Source organism: Streptococcus hongkongensis (genome assembly GCF_053206145.1).
In genome coordinates this window covers 18,909-37,979 of record NZ_JBRUGD010000005.1, presented here as the reverse complement: position 1 = coordinate 37,979, position 19,071 = coordinate 18,909, and the positions used below count along the sequence as shown (strand labels likewise).

The following is a 19,071-nucleotide window of genomic DNA, read 5'->3' as shown; positions in this document are numbered from 1 at the left end:
CTTCCTTCCTTTCATTTTGACACTAAGTTTTACAATAGTATCAGTATACACTAAAGCCCTTTAAAAGCACAGATACATTATAGTCGATAGGGGTAGAAATTCTTGCAAGCATTAATTCATCCCTTAATCAGCTCGACTGTTTTTTCGGTGTTTTTATGCTAACTATTATTTACTAATTCACAATTTTTCATCTTCAGATGTGTATAATAAAGACATAGTCTAATTCCATAATATCAAAAAATTATCAACCAAACCTAGCTATCTAAGAAAGGAGACATTGTGTCTGAATTTACCGTCTCACAAATTTTTTCTGCTGATAACATCAACCAAACAAAAGTAACTCAATTATTAGAAAATACAGGCATCACACGCGACTCTAACCTTGATTATACCTGTGGTATTTTTGAAGAAGATGGTACATTGATTGCAACTGGCAGTCTCTTTGCCGACACCCTTCGCTGTTTCGCCGTTTGTAAACGATACACTGGTGAAGGACTACTGAACCAGATTATCACCCATCTCATTTCCGTTCAATTTGAGAGAGGCAACACCCATCTTTTTGTCTATACTAAACCCGAATCCAGTAAATTCTTTAAAGACCTAGGCTTCTATCCTATTGCAGAAATTCCAAATTTAGTGACTTTTATGGAAAATCGCCGTGCGGGCTTTAGTAACTATCTCAGAAATCTAGCAGTAGATGGCAAGCAAATCATTCCCGAAGCTGCCGCTATTGTCATGAATGCCAACCCCTTTACCTTAGGACATTTACATCTGATAGAAAAAGCTGCGATGGAAAATGCTCATGTCCATTTATTTATGGTTAGTGAAGATACCAGTTTAATTCCATTTGCCGTCCGCAAACAACTCATCATAGCAGGAACAAGTCACTTGACAAATATTACCTATCACGAAACTGGTTCTTATATTATCAGCCAATCGACTTTCCCAGCCTACTTCCAAAAAGATAGTAATAGTATCATTCAAAGTCAAGCCGAAGTCGATATTAGGATTTTTTCACAGATTGCAAAAACACTTGGCATCACTAAACGTTATGTTGGAGAAGAACCAAATAGTCGAGTGACAAACATCTACAACACTGTCATGCAAGAAAAACTACCTCAATTAGGAATTGACTGTATCATCATTCCAAGAATCAAACAAGGTGAACAGGTCATCAGTGCGTCTACTGTGCGCCAATTCATTAAAGAGAACAATTTAGAGGCTATTAAAAAACTTGTCCCCAAAAGCACCTATCAGTTCTTTAAATCAGCGCAAGCCCAACCAATAGTAGCCAAAATCCAAAAGGAAACGAATGTAATTCATTATTAAAACTCTATTAAAAGAAACGAAAAGTCACCTTTTGTCTGCACTTTCTATGGGAATTACCTTTGTCAACATCGGTTGGATAATATTTAATTGGTAATTTTTCCAGTAAAAACATAGCTAACACCACTGAACTACTTTGAAAGAGTTTCAGATTTTTATTGCCACTCTTTATTGTCATCTGATTTTATATTATAATAGTTACCGTTAATGTTTCGATCACATCTACGTGGATCGTTTATATTAGCTATATCTTATCTGTATAGGAAAACTGACATCTCGAGAGATTGCAGTTCACATTATATAAAAGGAGGATTGCAATGATTTCAGTAAATCTTGATCAAGTCCTTCTTAAACGAAGAATGACTTCCAAGGAATTAGCCGAAACAATTGGAATAACACAAGCTAACCTTTCTATCTTAAAGACTGGCAAAGCAAAAGGGATTCGCTTTGAAACCCTCGCAAAAATTTGTACTGTATTAGATTGTCAGCCTGGAGATATCTTATCCCATGGACCAATCGACAGCATAGAATAAATGGTGAGATACTGTTGTATTTCAATTCCTAGATATCAGTCAGCCTGACGTCAAAAAGGACAAAAAAAGAATAGCCTGTAAAGGTTATTCTTTTTTTATAGCATAAGCTGGCCTTAGATTCTCCTGATAACTTTGACAGTCGTTCTTTGCGTGTTCAAGTAAACTTATAGCTACTTCTTCCACCGGAATGGCTCCAAGCTTTACGACTAAGTTATCAATGAAGGGAAAATGAATCATTTGACAACTCAACTGACCAAGTAAATTAGCAAGTGGTCGCTTACTCCCATAGATCAGTCCTGAGGAAAGGATACCATAAAAAAGCCCAGAGGAAATTAACAACTCTTCTGACTGTCTCTTGCTTTTTAGATAAGAGGGGTAACCTACCTTGGCAGTGAGATACAGAATCCGCTCTATCTGATTGTCTTTAGCCAGCCTGATAACACCTTGCATTGCCTGGTAATTTAAGCGTTCTAGCTCATGAACTTTGATTGCCCCAACCAGATGAATAATGAGATCAACAGTCTCAGACAGATAAATAGATTGTCCACTAAGCAAGTCAGCCTGAATATATTTCAGCTTAGGATTTTTAAAAATCTCTCCTCGTCCTTCATGCCTAGATAAATAAGTCACCAAATACCCACCTTGCAAAGCTTTCTTGATGACTTCTTGTCCTACAAAGCCACTACCACCTGTTATAAGAATCTTCTTCATTCTTTTTCCTTTCTTTTACCTATAAGCTAAAGCTGTTTATGCTAACTTTTTTCGTTTCAAACAAGGCTCAGCGAGAAAATAATTTCTCTTGGTTGCCACTTGGTAATTCTAAAAAGAAGACTGCTACAAATATGCCTCCAAGGAAGAAAACGAGGACCCAACACAGGTTAGCATATCCTGTAATATTTAGTATCTGCCCTGCCATTGCCTGAAATAGAATGGACGCTAAACTGCGAGAGGCTTGAACTAAGGCTAGTGCTGACATAAGGACATGTCGGTTTACCAAAGAGGAAACAATTTTCATATTGACCATGATAAAGAGCATTCCGGTTGTATGCTTGACAAGTAAAGTAGCTAAGATGATACTCAACAGATTGATATTGAGGGCATAAACAAGGTACTGGAAGCAAACACAGCCTACTGATAATAACAGCAAGTGTTTACTTTTGACCCTATCCATGAAAAGATAGGATAAGTAGATTAATGGTGCCTCACAAATCACAGAGATTGAAACGACACTAGTTGACAGACCTACACTGAGTCCTCTTACTTCTAACATGGCTGGAATATAGGTGTGTCCTGTGTTCAAAATACCAGAGTAAATCATTGCAAGTATCAGATAGAGCATGAAGCTTCTATTTTTAAGGAGTACTTTAAAGCCAATTTCTAGATCCTCTTCATCTGGCATAACAACTGGTCGTGGTTGATTAGATGTCCCCAAAACTCCTAATATGGCTAGACCCATTGTCATGATAAAGCAGAGATAGATAGCTTGAGGCGCAATCTTATCGTAAATTAGTCCTGCCAGTTGTGTACCAATAGCAAAACCAATTGTTCCCCAAATCCGAATTTTCCCATATGGGAAAGGACCACTGGTTGCAATCTGTTCCAAAACAGGGTTTGCACCATTAATCAATAGAAGAACCAAACTATAGGACAAGGTATACACCCAGATATTATGAGCAAAGAGAAAGATAAGGGAACCCAAGATACTAATCAAAAATGAAACAATGATAACTGACTTGGCATTAAATTTATCATTTAGTTTTCCTAAAAATGGCTGAGCTATCATGGATGCAAAGAAAGAGACAGATACAACGAGTGACACTTGACTTGGTCTATAGCCTTGATCTAAGAGATAAACTGATATCAAAGTAGAAAACATGGCCCAAGATAAAAAGTAAAAGGTATACATGAGAAAATAACTGATGTAGCTATTTTTATCATTTTTCAATGGTAAACTCCTTCAATGAATAGGAAATGATTCTTCTACTAGGATACCATGTTCAAGCCAAAAAAACGAACTCATCTGACATGGCTTGATATACCATTGACAAACTCATCTGAGAAGTATCAGATTTTTTGAATAGGTACCATAAGCTTATCTATAAAAAATGGTCGAATAAGCAGTAATTAGTTAATCCATTGGTATATATCCTGAGAGAAATTGATTATTAAAAGAGCTTGCTTCCCCTTAAGCATCAGCAAACAGCTAAATTTTATGACCTTCTTATGCTTCCTTTTGACAGCAAAAAACACCAATAGACGGCTAATGATCCCCCTATTCGTGTTCTTTGTCCTGTTATCCTTATTAATGGCTATGACGTAATTTTTTTCGTGCTTTATAAAGTAGATTTACTGGGTAATACAATAGACTGACCGGAATATTGAACTCACCAATAAATTCTTCAATCGTTGGGTTGAAATTGGCTTTAAATTTAGTTAAGCCATCATCCAAACTCCCTTCAATCCCTCCCATGTTTGCCCAAGCAATGCCATTTTTATAAGCATCTTGAAACACCTTAGGATAAAGCAAGTACTGAGGATAGAACTTTTTAAACTCATCATTCATTCCTGCATAAAGCATCTCCATACTTGATCCGTAACCGATTGATAAAACGCCAGCAATGACAACTTCTTCTGGGTAGTTGATGGCATAGTTTTCAAATTCTGAAATATAGGTGTTAAATGATGCTTTCTGGTCAGTTAACTTTTTAATGCGTTTCACTTGATGATCTAAAGTGTCACTTAACTCTTTTTCAACACGCGCCAGCTCTGATTTAAATATGATTAGTTGCTCTGCAATATTTACAGAAGCCAAATGAAGATAAGCATCATCACCATAAATCGTCATCAGCTTTTTAAAATACGCTTTGTTGCGTAGCGATATTTGCTTTCTATCTTCTGTGAGTGCAACCACATTGGCAAAAACATCCAAATCCTTACTATCAGACCGATAAACACGGACACCTCGTTTTTGAGCATCCTTCATTAAACGCTTGGTATGTTTCGGGAAGCTGCTTTCTACCTGTTCATTTAGGTAACGATTTGCTTTATGCCTACTTAGGGGTGGTATTTTATATTTAATTCTTTGGTGTTTAGTAGAAAATTGTAGAAGATTTCAACGGTTTGAACGACTTCACCGTCTATAATCTCTTTTTCATAGACAAAAATTTTGTCGATGAGTTCGTTGAGAATGTGTCTATCCAGTTTTTTAATGTTCTGATATTTTTTGATGGATTCTATCCATTTGCTGATGTTGATATCTCTGCTTTCGGAATTTTTTATCTTTTTCTCATTGACCTTTATTCGTTCAAGTAGAATATCTTGCTCTTTTTGCGTTTTTTCCATCAAGCGATTGAAGTTTGTTTCATTGATCCTTTTGTCAATCCAGTCATCATAGAGTCTTTCAACTTTCGTTTCAAGCTCCTTGTATCTAAGGCTATCTTCTTCAATCATCTGTCCGGCAAGCACGACCTGACTGTCTAATTCTTCTTCTTGGTTTAACTCTAATATCTTCAGGACTTCTTTTTCATCTTTCAAGGCAAGTTTTGCATTGCTCCTGATATCCTCCAAAACTACCCTGTAGACTTCATCATACATAATGCGGTGTTGACTGCAAAAGTCTTTGCCGTATCTTCTGTATGTGTTGCAAGTAAAGAGTTTTTCCTTTTTCTTAGAGTTATTCCTTGCAAGATTTAATGACTTGCCACAGTCGGGGCATTTAATCAGTCCGGCAAATAAGCTGAGTTCTCCTGTTTTAAAAGGTCTTTTTCTGCTTTTCAGCTTTTCATTGGCTATCTCAAAGGTATCTTCATCAATCAAAGCCTCGTGCATATCTTCAACTACAAGCCATTCTTCTTGAGGTTTATCGGATATCCAACCGATTTTGAATTTATAATTGGCTTTCTGTGATGCAATATGCCCTAAATAAACAGGGTTTTGTATCATCTCTGTGAGCGTTGTGCAATCCCATACATATTCGCCACCCTCCATAGTCTTTTCCCATTTGGTAACGGCATTTCGTAAGCCTTTTTTTCTGTTCCACCATGTCGGGGTAGGGATTTTTTCTTCTCTCAGTAAAGTTCTGATATATTGCACTCCATAACCTCTTGCAGTATAGTCAAAAATCTTTTCAACTATCCATGATGTTTCTTCATCAATCACTAAAAGGTGAGGATTGTTTTCATCTTTCTTGTAGCCGAAGGGTGCAAGGCAACCTGTAAACTTCCCTTGTTTCGCCCTTGTGTAATAAGCAGATTTCATTTTCTTTGATACATCTCTTGAATAAAATTCATTCAGAACATTCTTAAAGGGGACTATCTCATTGTTATCCTGATTGGTATCCACACCGTCATTGACAGCGATATACCTGACACCGTTTTTCGGGAAAAATTCTTCCGTAAACTTTCCTGTTTGCAAATAATTTCTTCCAAGCCTTGATAAGTCTTTAGTGATGACCGTATCAATTTTTTTAGCCTTGATATCGACAAGCATTCTCTGAAAGTCGGGTCTGTCAATATTAAGTCCTGTATAGCCGTCATCTACATAGATATCAGCGATTGTCCAATTTCTCTGCTTGCAGTAATCAATGAGCATATCCCTTTGGTTTTGTATACTGGCACTCTCTCCTTTCTTAAACTCATCGTCTTTTGAAAGACGGCAATAAATTGCCACACGATTGGTTTGAAAATCACTTTGCATTGCTATTCCTCCTTATTTGGAGGGTTAAGCAAGCAAGAATGAGTTGAATTATCTGTATTATACTCCTTTCCTTTTATTATTGCAATACTATCTTTCTTATTAGAAACATAACTGTCTTTCAGTATCAAGGAAGCAAAGGCTTGTGCCGGTGTTCTTCCTTTTCTATATTTTCTCTTAACAATAATTTCCGTTTTCTTTTTATTCATATCTGCTCCTTTCCGGGAAATGAAAATTGTAACTTTGTAACCTTGTAACTTGTAACCGAAGTTTTAAAACCTCTTAAATCAAGACCGTAAAAACTAAAAAAGCCTGACTTTGCAAGGGTTTTAGCCTTTGCAAAAAATCAAGCTTTGCCTAATTTCAGGAGTTTTGTTGTTGTAGGTTACAGTTACAAATCCCTCCTGTGTCTATTTTTTAAGTTTTTAATTTGACCTCCGTTCCCAATTCGGGTACGCAGCTTATTTATCCATTAAGTTTTTTGCCTTTTCTATCTTCAGCATTCGTTTTGCTTTTCGTCTGTCGCTACCGTCAACCTTTAAGGGTACGCCCATTTCTATGATTCGTGAATATATCCTTGAAAGCATAAGGTCTTGTCCTCCGTTTTCAAGGTCTTTATAGTCCAAGTTTGTGGTGATGATGGTCGGTTTTTCTTTCTGATACCTTGCGTTGATGACATTGTATATTTGCTCTAAGGCATACTCCGTATCTCTTTCGATACCGAAGTCGTCAAATACAAGCAGTGTTTTACTTGTGAGATTGCCGATATATTCGTTCCTATCAAGATTGAAACCGCCTTTTTGTAGGTCGTTCAGTATTTGTGAGAAGTTGATAATCTTGCACTCATAGAGATACTTCTCAATAACGTCATTTAGGACACTGCAAGATAGGAATGTTTTTCCTGTACCGATACCGCCATAGATAATCAAGCCTATATTGTTTTTCTTCATCTCCTCAAATTCCTCCACATACTTTTTAAGTTTTCCGATTAAGGCTTTATCCGTATGACTATCACAGTTTGCAAATGTGAAGTTTTCCTGATTTCTCTCTACAAAACATCTTCTCTTGATATCCGCTATCTTATTCTGTCTTTCTCTTTCCTCTTCCAATCTCTTTCTTTCCTGATCGCATTTACAGGCTTTGGTGAAGATAAATTTTGTATTGATTAACTCGACAGGCTCGCCATCTATTTGTTCATTACAGGTCTTGCAGTAGATATGACCGTCTTTTTCATAATGGGTATCGGTATTGTAGCTGTAGTCAAGCCCTTGTATCTTTATGCTTATGATATTATTCTCATTGTTTTTCATTCGTTTAATTCTCCTTCCAATTTTGCCGTATATTTTAGTCGTAAGGCTCTTTTGTCGTCTTGGCATAGTTTTATACCTGACTTTAATTAAAACTCCTTAAAAGATGTTTCCACCGCTTTATATGCTCGGACTGTCATCATAGTTGGGTATGGTTTTTCTACCGTCTTTTTTCTGTGTTAGTTTTTCCTTGTCTTGCTCATACCAGTTGAGGATTGTCACATAGTGGTCTTGATAGTGTCTGCCGGAACTCTTTATATATCTTGAAAGCTTATCTATCATCGTTTCAGTATGAGTACCTAACTTATCTTTAAGGCTTCCATACTCTTTATCAGATAATTTCACATTTTGATATTTTCCGTAAAAACGGGGGTGGGGGAGGACATTGTCCTTTTCTATTTCTATATCTCCCTCTTTCTCTAACTCTATCTCTATCTCTTTCTCTATCTCTATCTCTTGTCGGACTTCAGGAGGACAAGGCAAGGACTTATCGAGGACATTGTCCTCTTTTAATTTGTCCCTGTACTCTCTTTTTTTCTTTGCCCATTCCGTTTCAAAGCCGATTAAACTCGGTATTTCCGTCATAAAAATCTCGTCCGTTTCAATCGTTTCTATGAGATTCACTTTGAGAAGATAATTAAGGGTTACAGCAATATCATCTTCCGTTTCGTCTAATACAAGTGCCAATTCCTTTGGAAAAGTTTCATCTACTTGTTGAAAATACAGGTTTCCCTCATTTTTCAAGCTGAGTAGAAGTAATTTAAGATAGATGATGGTGTAAGTTTCTCCGCCGGAAATCTTCCTAAGTCTTTTCATACGGACATCGTTGAAAAAGTCCTCTTTCAGTTTAAGCCAATAGTATCTCTTGCTCTTTGTCATGTTATTCCTCCTATTTTTGAAAATCGAATAGGGGCTAAGAACTAGCCCCTTTCACACCACCCGTACGTGCCGTTCGGCATACGGCGGTTCAATATTTCCTTGTATCATATTATATATTTCTGATGTATCTATTTAACTTTATTCTTTTTGTATCCGAACCTCGAGGACTGAATACGTCATTCCTTGTATTCCATCAAGTCATAGACCATCCTTTTCAAATATTACAATAAATATTGTTTCTCCCTTCGCTCCATTTCCATTACAGAAACTTCCTCGCTACTATGGATTCTGCTGACTTCTCATAGTTCGTTGTTACTACTGTGTCGTCTATGAGACCTCACGGGATAAGTTCTAATACTTTCGTCGTTTACTTGCAGAATTTACGCTTTGGGTTTACGGTTGTCTTTGGGGTCTTTACTACTTTTAGCCAGCTTGCCCACCTGTTACGCCTTATATTCTGTTCCTGTTCGTCAAGCCACGATTTCGCTATTGCTTCTTCTCTCCCACATGTCACCATGTGAAACTTGCAAGTCGCTATGAGATTCGTCGACAACTACGCTCCTTAGGGATTTTCACCATAGCATTAGAACATGCCCGTCATACTAAAAAAAGGGAAGTAGCTGTTTTCTTTTTACTACTTCCCTCGTAACTTCTATTCTGAGGCGGTGGAAAGGTGTTTTTAGCCTTTTATTTTGCCTTTGAATAGATTTTCCTTGTCCTCGCTCCTAAAATGCGGTGCAAGGCATTATATTAATTTTTTTAATGTGATGCCCTGTTTCGGGGTATCATCTAATCTGCCGTCGTGTATTCCGACATCAGCTCACGCACTGAAATAGTGCATTAGCTTATTTTGTGATATCAGCTTATATCATATTCCCAAATTGGGATTCCGTCCTCCATTAAGGGTGTCGTGTTTCGCTACTCCCTTATTTCAAGGGGGTGAACCAAGCGTTCAGACCTCGGAGAACGATTCGTTCTATCAGCCCTTATATTCCTTGAGTATTTCAGTGAATAAGCATGGGGGGGTAACGATTCGGTACTCCCTTATCCGCCAAGGTCAATATTCTTGTCCATTGCCTTTGTGATATCCTTAAACGGATTTTCTTTGGCAAGATTTTTGAATTTATCAATTTGCTTTTTGATACTCTCTTTCCCTTTTTCTTTGGCATTGGACTTATCAACCGCTTTTCTTAAAGCTACCTCGACAATCTTCACATTATCGGCTTGAAAGAATGCCACATAGTCCTTTGTCGCCTTATCTTCCATAAGAGAAAACTTAACTCTGTTCCGATTTAACTCTTTTTTAAACTCCGCAAGGTCTTTTTTGGATACATCTATTTCTTTGAGTTGCCCTTTTTTGTATAGGTCTTTGAGTTGTATCTCGTTCTTTTCCGGCATGAGTTTACTAAGGCTGAAATTACTATCTTTGAACTTCTCGGAAAAATAATCTTGGATCTGCCCATACTCTTTGGAGAATTGAATTGCCATAGTAATTCCATCTTTCGTTCCTTGCACTATCTCCCTACTAATTTCTTCGTTAATCATTTTTTAGTCCTCCTATCTTTCTGTATCCCTGTTTTTATAATAATCTTTGGTCGCTTGCCTTTTTCTGTTGTAGCTGTCACTGTCTTTCTTAAACTCTTGCAGTTTTTTAATAACACTTTCCTTTTCCCCTCGCTTAATCGCCTTATCTATCTCGATTGATAGGTCTATGCCGTATTCCTCATTGACGATACCAACCGCATACTTGATATGGTTTATCTGATTGTATTTTTCTTTAATACTCTCCGATTGTCCGTTCAGCTTTTCGATTTCTTTATCAAGTGTGCTGATTTCCTGTGTCCATTTCTTCGGCTGTATTTTATTATTGCCGGATAAATTTTCAAGCATGGCTCTTGCTCTTTGGTGTTGGTCGATTTCGTTTTTATGGGCATTGTAGAAGTTATCCTTGAAGATTTTTTTATTCTGCCATTCTGTGAAAGTTTTTTGAGTTGCCTTAATTGTTTCCGCATATCCGAAGCACTTGTTTAAGTTTTCTATCTTTTGAGTTTTCTCTTTAACGGATGTAAAGATTTGATTATTATCCGTTCTTAACTCTGAGATGTGGCTTTGTAATTCTGAAACAGTTCTTAAGTTATTGCTCCTGAGATACAAAACTCCGTTTGCGTATTTCTTAAGGTCATAAAGAGTTTTATTCCGTTTGGCATAAGGGGAGAGGGCAGTCCTTTTCATTTCTTGCATTTCCTGATAAAAACTTAGGTATTCATAGAGATTGAAAAGTCCTGATTCTTTTTCCACCGATAGTTTTGTTTCTTCCTTATGCTTTTGGTAGGCGGTCTTTAATCTGTCCTTAAAATCACTGAGCCATCCTGTGATTTTCCTGATTTCTTCTCCAATTGCTTTCAAAAGTTGATTCTGTTTTTTAATCTCCCGATTGATATCTCCCTTTTCCGTTCTGATGCCTTTTCTTTCCAATGCACTTGCAGCTGCTCCTAAATGTATAGTCGGTATTTGTTTGACAGCCTGTCTTTTGAATGAACGATGATCCACTCTTTTATCAATTTCATTTTCTTGTAAGTATCGGTTACAGAGATTAGAAAAAGATTCTCTCCATTTTTCGACATTACCTCTGTCATTCCAATTTGTAAGTTCGACTTTTCTCGTTTTGGGTTTGCCGTTTTTCCCTAAAATCTTTTTGCCATTCTCGTCAAGCATATATTCCTTTTTGCTTTTCTGTCCCCATGTTCCATCTTCATTCAACGGTCTAACTATAGTCATAATATGTGCGTGGATATTATTATTTCCGTCTTGACTTTCATCATGGATTGCCAAATCTGCTATCATACCCTCATTGGTAAAGTTAGTTTCAATAAATTCGCTTATCAGCTTTTTGTTTTCTTCAAGACTTAACTCTTTCGGTAGGGCAATAATAAAATTTCTTGCAAGCTGTGCATTTGAATTTTTCTCAAAGAGTTCGACAGAGTTCCATAGAGTAGTCCTATCTGTAAATTCTTGCGGTGCGTGTTCGGGTAGGAATATTTCTTTATGAATGACTCCTTGCTTTTTTGTATAGTCGTGAGTTACTCCGTCCCATTCGTTTTTTATTTTCTCTCCGGATATATATGCTGAACTTTCAACAGCACTTTTTCCTTTTCCTCTTGAAATAATAGACACAGAGAAATGAAAACTGTCTGCCATCTCATCACTTCCTTTCTGTTTTTTTCTCTTGTTGTTTTAGGTGGAGGCTTTAAAGATTTGTGTATCTTCGCTCCGTAAGTGAGCGATTTGAAATGTTAAAATATAAAAAGCCGACTACTGAATTTTCAACTCTTGTTGTTTCAGTGTGTCGGCTTGCCGTCTGATTACATTTCAAATTTTTAATGTCAAGGGCTGAGCGGTAGCGAAGTGCATTTTACCCTTGACATTGAAAAAGCGAACGATTATTTTTCGTTCAGCTCCTCGGATAACATCAAAGTAAAAATGCTTCAGCTTTTTTCTTTACTCCCGGTAGGGCAAAAGCACCGCAGGTCGCAATCACCCTTTAGGGTGTATAATTGCGCCCTTAGAAAATCTAAGGGACAATTATATTATTTCGTCTCGCTCAACTTTCTCGAATTATGCTCAAGGTTTCTTTGATGTCCGAAGTATTAAAAGCAACTTTAAGCAAGATTTTAATATCCTCATTTGTCAATTCCTCCGCATTCTCAATAAAACTTTCAAGCATTGCTCCTCTCGTAATCAATCTATGATTTCTTTTTTTCTGCTCTCTCAATTTGTCTTGCCTGAGAATTTTCTTCTCTTGATTTTCAAGCTGTTTTAACTGCTTTTCCGTTTTCTCAAGCTCATCTTCCAACACTCTTATATTTTGTCTTGTCTTTTCTAATTCTTTCAATTTTATACATCTCCTTTCAATTTTCAAGCATGAAAAAAGCAACTAAGATTTTTCTCTTAATCGCTTATATTAGTGTGTATTTGGTTTTTGATTTTATTAGGCAAGGCGGTATTTTTATCTATCTGAAAAATTGGGATTTGTTATTTAAAAGTTTCAATCTCGTAATTCAACTTTTCAATCATTTCAACGACATATGTTCTGAAATCTTTTAATCCGTTTAGTCCTTCTTTTATTTCTTCCTGTACCTTAAAATCTGTATAAATATTGTCAAAACAAACATCAAAGACATTGTCACTTATTGTATCGCTAACTTCTGTAGGTAAGTGCATATTTACATCTTCCAGTTCTTTATTTAGTAAATTCAATGAACGAGAAATTTCTTTAATATCGCTATTTGCCTCTTTGATTTTGCCTCTTTTTAAAAAACTTGAAAATGCTCCTCCTCCAAGTAAGTCTGCAATTCCCCAAGATGATGCACTATTCAATGAAGATATTGCATTATCTATTCTTGCGATAACTTCCTGTGCCGCCACTTTGGCTTCTTTAAGTTCTTTTAGTCTGTCCATGATTATCCCTTCAATTATTTAAAAAGATTTATACTCTCTTTTTTATACCTTTTTTTTTGCTAACAATCATCAAATCATCGTACGGCGGAAGATAGTAAATACAAATAGCTAAAATCAAAATGATTACTAAATAAACCGCAATTGATACAAGAGGATTTGCGGTTTCGTAAGCAGCTGCATAATCAACTAACTTATATCCGGCAGTAATTGGAAAAAAGTTGGTTAAGCTTGATTTCCCTACAAAAAGGCTGATTAATCCAAGCAAAAAAGATATACCTGCTCCGACCATATAGTACCCTCGTTTTCTTGTAGATAATATTATTATCGGAGAGACAGCTATATAGTTAAATAATGCCATACCACATACTTGTTTAATCGAAAAAAGAGTTTGTTCCAATGTAATGTCAAAGTGTAGGAGAAATTGCCCTGAAAGCATTACTAAGATGAAACTTATCAGACCGAAAAACACCGAAAAAATACCTGTTATTAATATTTTTATAATAAATATTTTTCTCAAGGATATCGGCACTGTCAAAAGGGACTTCATCGTATCTGCTTCATATTCTCGATTAATTAGATATCCACCAAATAAAGTAAATGTAGCCGGAAATATCAAAGTTGTATTATTAAATACCAGCACATAATTCAGAATCTCAAAGCTCATTTCTTCGCCTGCATTATAGCCCAAATACATTTGAAAGACGGAATACCCTACCGAAATCAATACTGCAAAAAAACCGACTAATAAAATTGGATTTCTTCTGATTTTAATAAACTCACAATGTAACATTCGGTATATCATTATACGACCTCCTTTCTACCATACAAGCCGGATGCAAATGCTATAAAAACCACTCCGGTGCAAATAAGGATTTGGAAAGCTTTCACTGTCGAAAGTTCAGGAACAAAAAGCGTTGCAGAATTTTGTCCTAAAGAAAAAACATACAAAAACCAACGAAATGCAACAATACGAGGTAGAGAAGAGATAAAACCACTCGAAACATTCAGGCCTGAAGCATATGCATTCACCAACAAAAATCCGGCAATCGCATAAAAAATAGTTAAAATTATAGAAAAAATCTTATTTCTATGAAATATACAAAAAAGTAAAATAAGCGGTAGAACATCAAAGAATATCATAGTTCCATTGATAAGACTATGATATGCGTATGTTGTAATGTCCTGAATTCCCCCGAGAAAAAGCCCGCCTATAGAAGTTGCTAATAATTCAAAAAAAGAGTACAACATTGATAGCAATAAAAGTAAAGATATTTTTGCATAAAACAGCTTCCTCCCGGAAATTGGAATGGACAACAAATTCTTGAATGTATCATTATCGTCCTCTGTCGAAAGAAGCATAAGCCCAATTATCCCAAGTACACAAGGTTTGAAAAGTAAATCGCCATATAAAAATACAAATCGATAAAGCATTTCAAAATTATTTCCTGTTTTGAAAACATACATGGTAAGCACAATAGGAAATAATACAGCTAATATCAAAGTAATTTGTATAAACCTTAGTCGTTTCAATTTCAAAAATTCGCATTTTATAAGTTTAAGCAATTCCTTCACCTCCGGTTACTCGCTTGAAGTAATCTTCAAGAGTTTCTTCGCAAGTGTGGGCTTCGGATACTTCCAATCCGTTATTTACAAATTCGGTAACAATTTTCCCCACGGACATATCAAGATTATACAAGTGTAAATTATGGTCATCTTGTATTGAAAAATTATTCTCATAGAATGTACGCTCTAAAATTCTTGCGGCTTGTGCTGTATCTGAAACAATAAAATGAATATGATGACTGCTTTTCTTCTCCAATTCTGCAAGACTTGCTTCTTCCAATAAAACGCCATGATCAATAATTCCAATATCGTCCGCCAATAAGGCAATTTCTGAAAGTATGTGGCTGGAAAGTAGAATTGTTTTCCCTTTTTTATCACATAGTTCTCGTATAAATGTTCTTATCTCTGCAATTCCTATAGGGTCGAGTCCGTTTATAGGTTCATCTAAAATCAAAAGTTCAGGATCGTGCATAACCGCAAGAGCAATGGCTAATCGCTGTTTCATACCGAGAGAGTATTGAGAAAAAAGTTTTTTATCTTTGTACGGTAAACCTACCAAATCTAAAGCGTCTTTGATTGCGTGACGATTAGGTACTCCTCTAAGTGTCGCAAATATAGTTAAGTTTTCGCTTGCTGTCAAATTTGGATAAAATCCGGGAGATTCAATCATACTGCCTATTCGTGGTAAAATTTTTGTTTCATTTCCTTGTAGCGATTTTCCCCAGATTTCTATTTCTCCTGAAGTGGGTTCGGTAAGACCAAGCAACATTTTCATAGTCGTGGTCTTTCCGGCTCCATTTCTTCCGAGGAGACCATAAATTCTCCCTTTACGAATATTCATATTTAAGTTAGCAACACTTTTTTGTGTACCATACTGTTTTGTAAGGTTTTTTGTTTTAATAATATAATCACTCATATTTAATCCTCCTCCTTGTAAGAGAAATTATATCAAACCAACCTTGCATTAACCTTGTCACAACCTTGCATTAACCTTGCAATTATAAGATTAAATATGTCGATAAAATAATAAGCTCCCTTCATATTATGGAGAGAGCCTTAATCAATCAGAGGAAAACATAAAGTAAATACAGTTTTTTTCCATCGAATACTATCTACCGTTATCTTGCCTTTCATTCTCTTTACAAGTTGATATACGATATAAAGTCCAAGACCACTGCCTTTTTCAGACCGTCCTTTATCACATTTGTATAATCTTTCGAAAATATGTGCCAAGTCTTTTTCTTCAATTCCTACACCGTTATCGGCTAAAAGAATTTTTACATTTTTATCTTGTTTTGATAATGTTATTTCAATTTTATCTGCACTGCTGTGAGCGATTACATTTTGAATAAGATTGCTGAGTATTCTAATATAAGCTTCCGTATCAAGTTTTACTTGAAGAGCTTGCTCCGGAATTTCAACGCTGTAATCTATTTTTTTATCTTCAAATATCGGTATCCAATCAATAAGTATGCTTCTTGTAAGCTCCCCGATTTCAACACGATTCATCTCCATTGGAAACTCATCGGAATTGAGTTTAAACCAATCAAACAGCATATCTATATACTCTTTTAAATCATATGCTTTTCGCCGGGCAATCCTTATATAATTCTCTCTTTCTTCTCCCGTAACAATTCCTTTATGTGCTGCATCAAGATAGCCTATAAGTGTAGTAAGCGGTGTTCTGACATCATGAGAAAGGCTTGTCATTAGTTGTTTGTTGGTATCTTCCGTTTGGCGAAATTCGGACAGTTTATCTTCGTAAGAGATGATAATTTCATTTATTTCATAGGCAATGGGGGCAACAAGTTCATTCGGTGTCGATAAAATACGCCTGTTGCTGTTGCCGTTTTTTATATCGACTAAAATATCCTTCATTTCCGATATTTGTTTCTTTGCTCGTTTGATACGGAGATACGAAGTTAAAAGAGACAAGGTTGTGATTATAACAGATATAATCATTGCTATTTCCATATAACTTAGACCTCCTTGTTAAAACGATAGCCGACCCCTTTAATCGTTTGAATATATTTCGATTCTTTGGGATTTGCTTCCAATTTTTTACGAAGACGACTGATAATCGCCATAATATTGCTGTCATCATAGCAATACACTTCTCCCCAAACTTCTTCATAAATTTGTTTTTTTGTCAAAATTCTTCCTTGATTCCTTGCACAAAACAATAGTAGGTCAAATTCTTTGGGTGGTAACTCAAAGATTCCGTTAATTGTAGTAATTGAACGATTATTCAAATCAATTTCAAGACTATCAAATTCGAGTTGTTGAGGTATTTCATCTTTTTGATTAAAACGAGTATAGCGTCGTATAAGTGAATGAATACGGGCTATAAGTTCATCGATATTGAAAGGTTTTGTTAAGTAGTCATCTGCTCCAACTCTTAAACCATGTACTTTAGAAATATTGTCATCCTTTGCTGTGAGCATTAAGATGGGTAAACTACTCGTCTTTCTGATTTCAACCAATGTTTCAAATCCATCCATTCCCGGCATCATAACATCAAGTATGACAAGTTGATACTCGTTTTCCGCTAATTTTCTTAATCCATCTTTACCTGTATTGCAAACATCAGATTCTATGTTTACAGGCAAAACACTCCTCTTTATTAAAGAGCAAAGTTCTTTATCATCATCTATAATCAAAATTTTATTCAAACTTATCAACCTTTTCAAAGCAGTAAATTAATTGACGAAATCTTTTATTTTGCATTTTTCTCATCTTCTCTAAACTCAATCACTTCACTCGGCGATAAATCCATAGCCATACATATCCTCTCAAGATTTTTCATGGATATATACTCGTTATTACCCATTTTGGCAAGGACATTGCCGGATATTCCGGCTATTTTTTGAAACTCGGTTTTCATCAGCTCTCGCTTTGCTAACTCTACCCATATAGGTCTATATGAAACTGCCATATTCCTCCTCCTACTTTATGTTTTGGATTCAAATACAGTCCTGTACCTTAAAATTTTATTTCGTGCAGAACATTAATTATTATACCAGTTATATTGCTTTTTAGCAATCTATTCTTTTGATAAGCTGAAATTCAACCTTTTCTTGCTTGCTTTTGCCCTCTTTATTTAGCCATCAATTGCTTGATACCTAGGCTGGATACTTTCTGCAATCTGACTTGTCAAACCCGTCCATTTGGCTCCTGCTGATATAAGATTATAAATGGTTTCCTTAGCATGCTCTTTGACACTACCCACCTCAGTAATTGCGTACTGTTTATAGAGTATTGCTGGATCAAATTTAACAAAGATAGCCCTTTTCATTTTGCCTATTTGCTTTAAAATAGAACAGGTATAGCTAACCAATTCTTTATCCAAATAATCTAGAACTGGACCTCTTGGAATATAGACAATGCTTTGCTTTAACGGTAAAGGTTTAATGAGGAGGGACAAGGAAGCTACCTGCTTCTTTCCGTCATAAATGCCTATGCGTTCATTATGCCAATTATCTTTGACCTGAGCCCATGTACTACTTTGAAGTAAATTTGTTGCATGACTAACTTTAACAAAGGCATCATGCTCCTCAGCACTAATGCCAATTTTATAAGAAAAATGTCTACCCATTAAAAACCTCCATTTTCATGACCGCTAAGTTACATTTATTTCATTTGTGTTACAACTATTTCAGTTTATCAAATTATCTAAGAGATGTAAATACTTATTTTTCATTTTTTTGTCCTTTTATTTTAATAAAATTTAAAAATTAGGTTAGTTTTCTTATCTTATTGATTTATCGACTGTAAGATTTTTTCAAGAGAAAGGAAAATAGCTTCCAGTCTATTTAATTTTTTGTTTGATTTTTGTTACACTAGTATCATAGGACTGTCAAATGAGTGTGATAAGGTGATAATTAAAATGAGCAATAAAAGACCCAGCAATTATTAGAGCTTCTCCAGAAGACTGAACAAACTGATATCTACAGAGCAGATAGCGAATTTCAGTCATTGATTAAACTTGCTACTTGTAAGATTGATGAAGGCAAAAATCCTGATATAGAGATGGTCCGACTGGCGCCATTTCTAAATCAGTACCTCATCACTCAGCCCTGCCAAGAATTAGTTGACCTACAACTTTTCCTCTCTAAAGCCTCAACTAACTATCGAGGAATCCATTAACCTGACCGGATGGTTTCATTAAATCTAAACGGTAGCAAACTCGAAAAACGCAATAGACTGAACCACTGTTCAGCCTCAAATGACAAAAGCGACCCAAGTTAGTTTCCTGAACTTCAGAATAGCATTGTGACTCGCTTTTTAATTGGTTTGTAACGAAAACCAATTCT

Annotated in this window: 19 protein-coding genes and 2 pseudogenes; 3 read left to right on the top strand and 18 right to left on the bottom strand. The window is 35.9% G+C overall.

Translation table 11 applies throughout. The features are described 5' to 3' along the window. The first annotated feature begins 276 nt into the window (after positions 1-276). On the top strand, positions 277-1,329 hold the full coding sequence (citC, locus tag ACVRZD_RS04085) for a [citrate (pro-3S)-lyase] ligase (protein ID WP_447450308.1): 1,053 nt from the start codon (positions 277-279) through the stop codon (positions 1,327-1,329). Positions 1,330-1,643: 314 nt separating this feature from the next. Continuing rightward, entirely contained in the window at positions 1,644-1,859 is a 216-nt protein-coding gene (locus tag ACVRZD_RS04080; protein ID WP_037624781.1) for a helix-turn-helix domain-containing protein, read from the top strand. 84 nt (positions 1,860-1,943) lie between these two features. On the opposite strand, the gene ACVRZD_RS04075 is transcribed toward ACVRZD_RS04080, so the two are convergent. The 18 genes and pseudogenes from ACVRZD_RS04075 to ACVRZD_RS03990 form a co-directional block, all read right to left on the bottom strand. After that, positions 1,944-2,570: an SDR family oxidoreductase gene (locus ACVRZD_RS04075; protein ID WP_037624779.1), complete on the bottom strand. Its 627-nt coding sequence runs from the start codon at positions 2,568-2,570 to the stop codon at positions 1,944-1,946. Positions 2,571-2,637: 67 nt separating this feature from the next. Continuing rightward, a complete protein-coding gene (locus tag ACVRZD_RS04070) occupies positions 2,638-3,804 on the bottom strand; it encodes an MFS transporter (protein ID WP_037624776.1) in 1,167 nt (388 codons plus the stop codon). Positions 3,805-4,161: 357 nt separating this feature from the next. Continuing rightward, positions 4,162-4,962: pseudogene (locus ACVRZD_RS04065) on the bottom strand (peptidoglycan bridge formation glycyltransferase FemA/FemB family protein); the annotation flags it as partial. After that, positions 4,914-6,554: a recombinase family protein gene (locus tag ACVRZD_RS04060; RefSeq protein WP_037624774.1), complete on the bottom strand. Its 1,641-nt coding sequence runs from the start codon at positions 6,552-6,554 to the stop codon at positions 4,914-4,916. The pseudogene ACVRZD_RS04065 and the gene ACVRZD_RS04060, both read right to left, overlap by 49 nt. 2 nt (positions 6,555-6,556) lie before the next feature. Beyond that, a complete protein-coding gene (locus ACVRZD_RS04055) occupies positions 6,557-6,760 on the bottom strand; it encodes a hypothetical protein (protein ID WP_037624772.1) in 204 nt (67 codons plus the stop codon). A 252-nt stretch (positions 6,761-7,012) separates the two neighbouring features. Further along, positions 7,013-7,861: an ATP-binding protein gene (locus tag ACVRZD_RS04050; protein WP_142954970.1), complete on the bottom strand. Its 849-nt coding sequence runs from the start codon at positions 7,859-7,861 to the stop codon at positions 7,013-7,015. Between the two features lie 117 nt (positions 7,862-7,978). Next, on the bottom strand, positions 7,979-8,737 hold the full coding sequence (locus tag ACVRZD_RS04045) for a putative phage replisome organizer (RefSeq protein WP_037624770.1): 759 nt from the start codon (positions 8,735-8,737) through the stop codon (positions 7,979-7,981). Positions 8,738-9,781: 1,044 nt separating this feature from the next. Then, a complete protein-coding gene (locus ACVRZD_RS04040) occupies positions 9,782-10,282 on the bottom strand; it encodes a DUF3801 domain-containing protein (protein WP_037624765.1) in 501 nt (166 codons plus the stop codon). A 12-nt stretch (positions 10,283-10,294) separates the two neighbouring features. Continuing rightward, positions 10,295-11,935, bottom strand: a complete 1,641-nt coding sequence (mobQ, locus tag ACVRZD_RS04035; RefSeq protein WP_037624763.1) for a MobQ family relaxase — start codon at positions 11,933-11,935, stop codon at positions 10,295-10,297. Positions 11,936-12,338: 403 nt separating this feature from the next. Then, the gene (locus ACVRZD_RS04030; RefSeq protein WP_037624761.1) at positions 12,339-12,629 is read right to left on the bottom strand and encodes a DUF3847 domain-containing protein; all 291 of its coding nucleotides are present in this window, start codon (positions 12,627-12,629) and stop codon (positions 12,339-12,341) included. Positions 12,630-12,769: 140 nt separating this feature from the next. After that, positions 12,770-13,195, bottom strand: coding sequence for a hypothetical protein (locus ACVRZD_RS04025; RefSeq protein ID WP_037624759.1), 426 nt, complete (start codon positions 13,193-13,195; stop codon positions 12,770-12,772). Positions 13,196-13,223: 28 nt separating this feature from the next. After that, complete coding sequence (locus ACVRZD_RS04020; protein WP_052128101.1) at positions 13,224-13,997, bottom strand: ABC transporter permease; 774 nt, start codon at positions 13,995-13,997, stop codon at positions 13,224-13,226. Beyond that, the gene (locus ACVRZD_RS04015) at positions 13,997-14,758 is read right to left on the bottom strand and encodes an ABC transporter permease (protein WP_037624757.1); all 762 of its coding nucleotides are present in this window, start codon (positions 14,756-14,758) and stop codon (positions 13,997-13,999) included. Before ACVRZD_RS04015 ends, ACVRZD_RS04020 begins: the two co-directional genes overlap by 1 nt. Continuing rightward, entirely contained in the window at positions 14,751-15,674 is a 924-nt protein-coding gene (locus ACVRZD_RS04010) for an ABC transporter ATP-binding protein (protein ID WP_037624755.1), read from the bottom strand. The genes ACVRZD_RS04015 and ACVRZD_RS04010 overlap by 8 nt, the downstream gene beginning before the upstream one ends. Before the next feature lie 140 nt (positions 15,675-15,814). Then, a complete protein-coding gene (locus ACVRZD_RS04005) occupies positions 15,815-16,732 on the bottom strand; it encodes a sensor histidine kinase (protein ID WP_037624753.1) in 918 nt (305 codons plus the stop codon). Between the two features lie 5 nt (positions 16,733-16,737). Beyond that, positions 16,738-17,430: a response regulator transcription factor gene (locus ACVRZD_RS04000; protein WP_037624751.1), complete on the bottom strand. Its 693-nt coding sequence runs from the start codon at positions 17,428-17,430 to the stop codon at positions 16,738-16,740. Positions 17,431-17,474: 44 nt separating this feature from the next. After that, on the bottom strand, positions 17,475-17,693 hold the full coding sequence (locus tag ACVRZD_RS03995) for a helix-turn-helix domain-containing protein (protein ID WP_037624749.1): 219 nt from the start codon (positions 17,691-17,693) through the stop codon (positions 17,475-17,477). A 177-nt stretch (positions 17,694-17,870) separates the two neighbouring features. Further along, positions 17,871-18,353: pseudogene (locus ACVRZD_RS03990) on the bottom strand (peptidoglycan bridge formation glycyltransferase FemA/FemB family protein); the annotation flags it as partial. Between the two features lie 380 nt (positions 18,354-18,733). Between ACVRZD_RS03990 and ACVRZD_RS03985 the strand changes: the two are divergent. Next, positions 18,734-18,904, top strand: coding sequence for a hypothetical protein (locus ACVRZD_RS03985; RefSeq protein ID WP_155274927.1), 171 nt, complete (start codon positions 18,734-18,736; stop codon positions 18,902-18,904). Positions 18,905-19,071 lie beyond the last annotated feature (167 nt).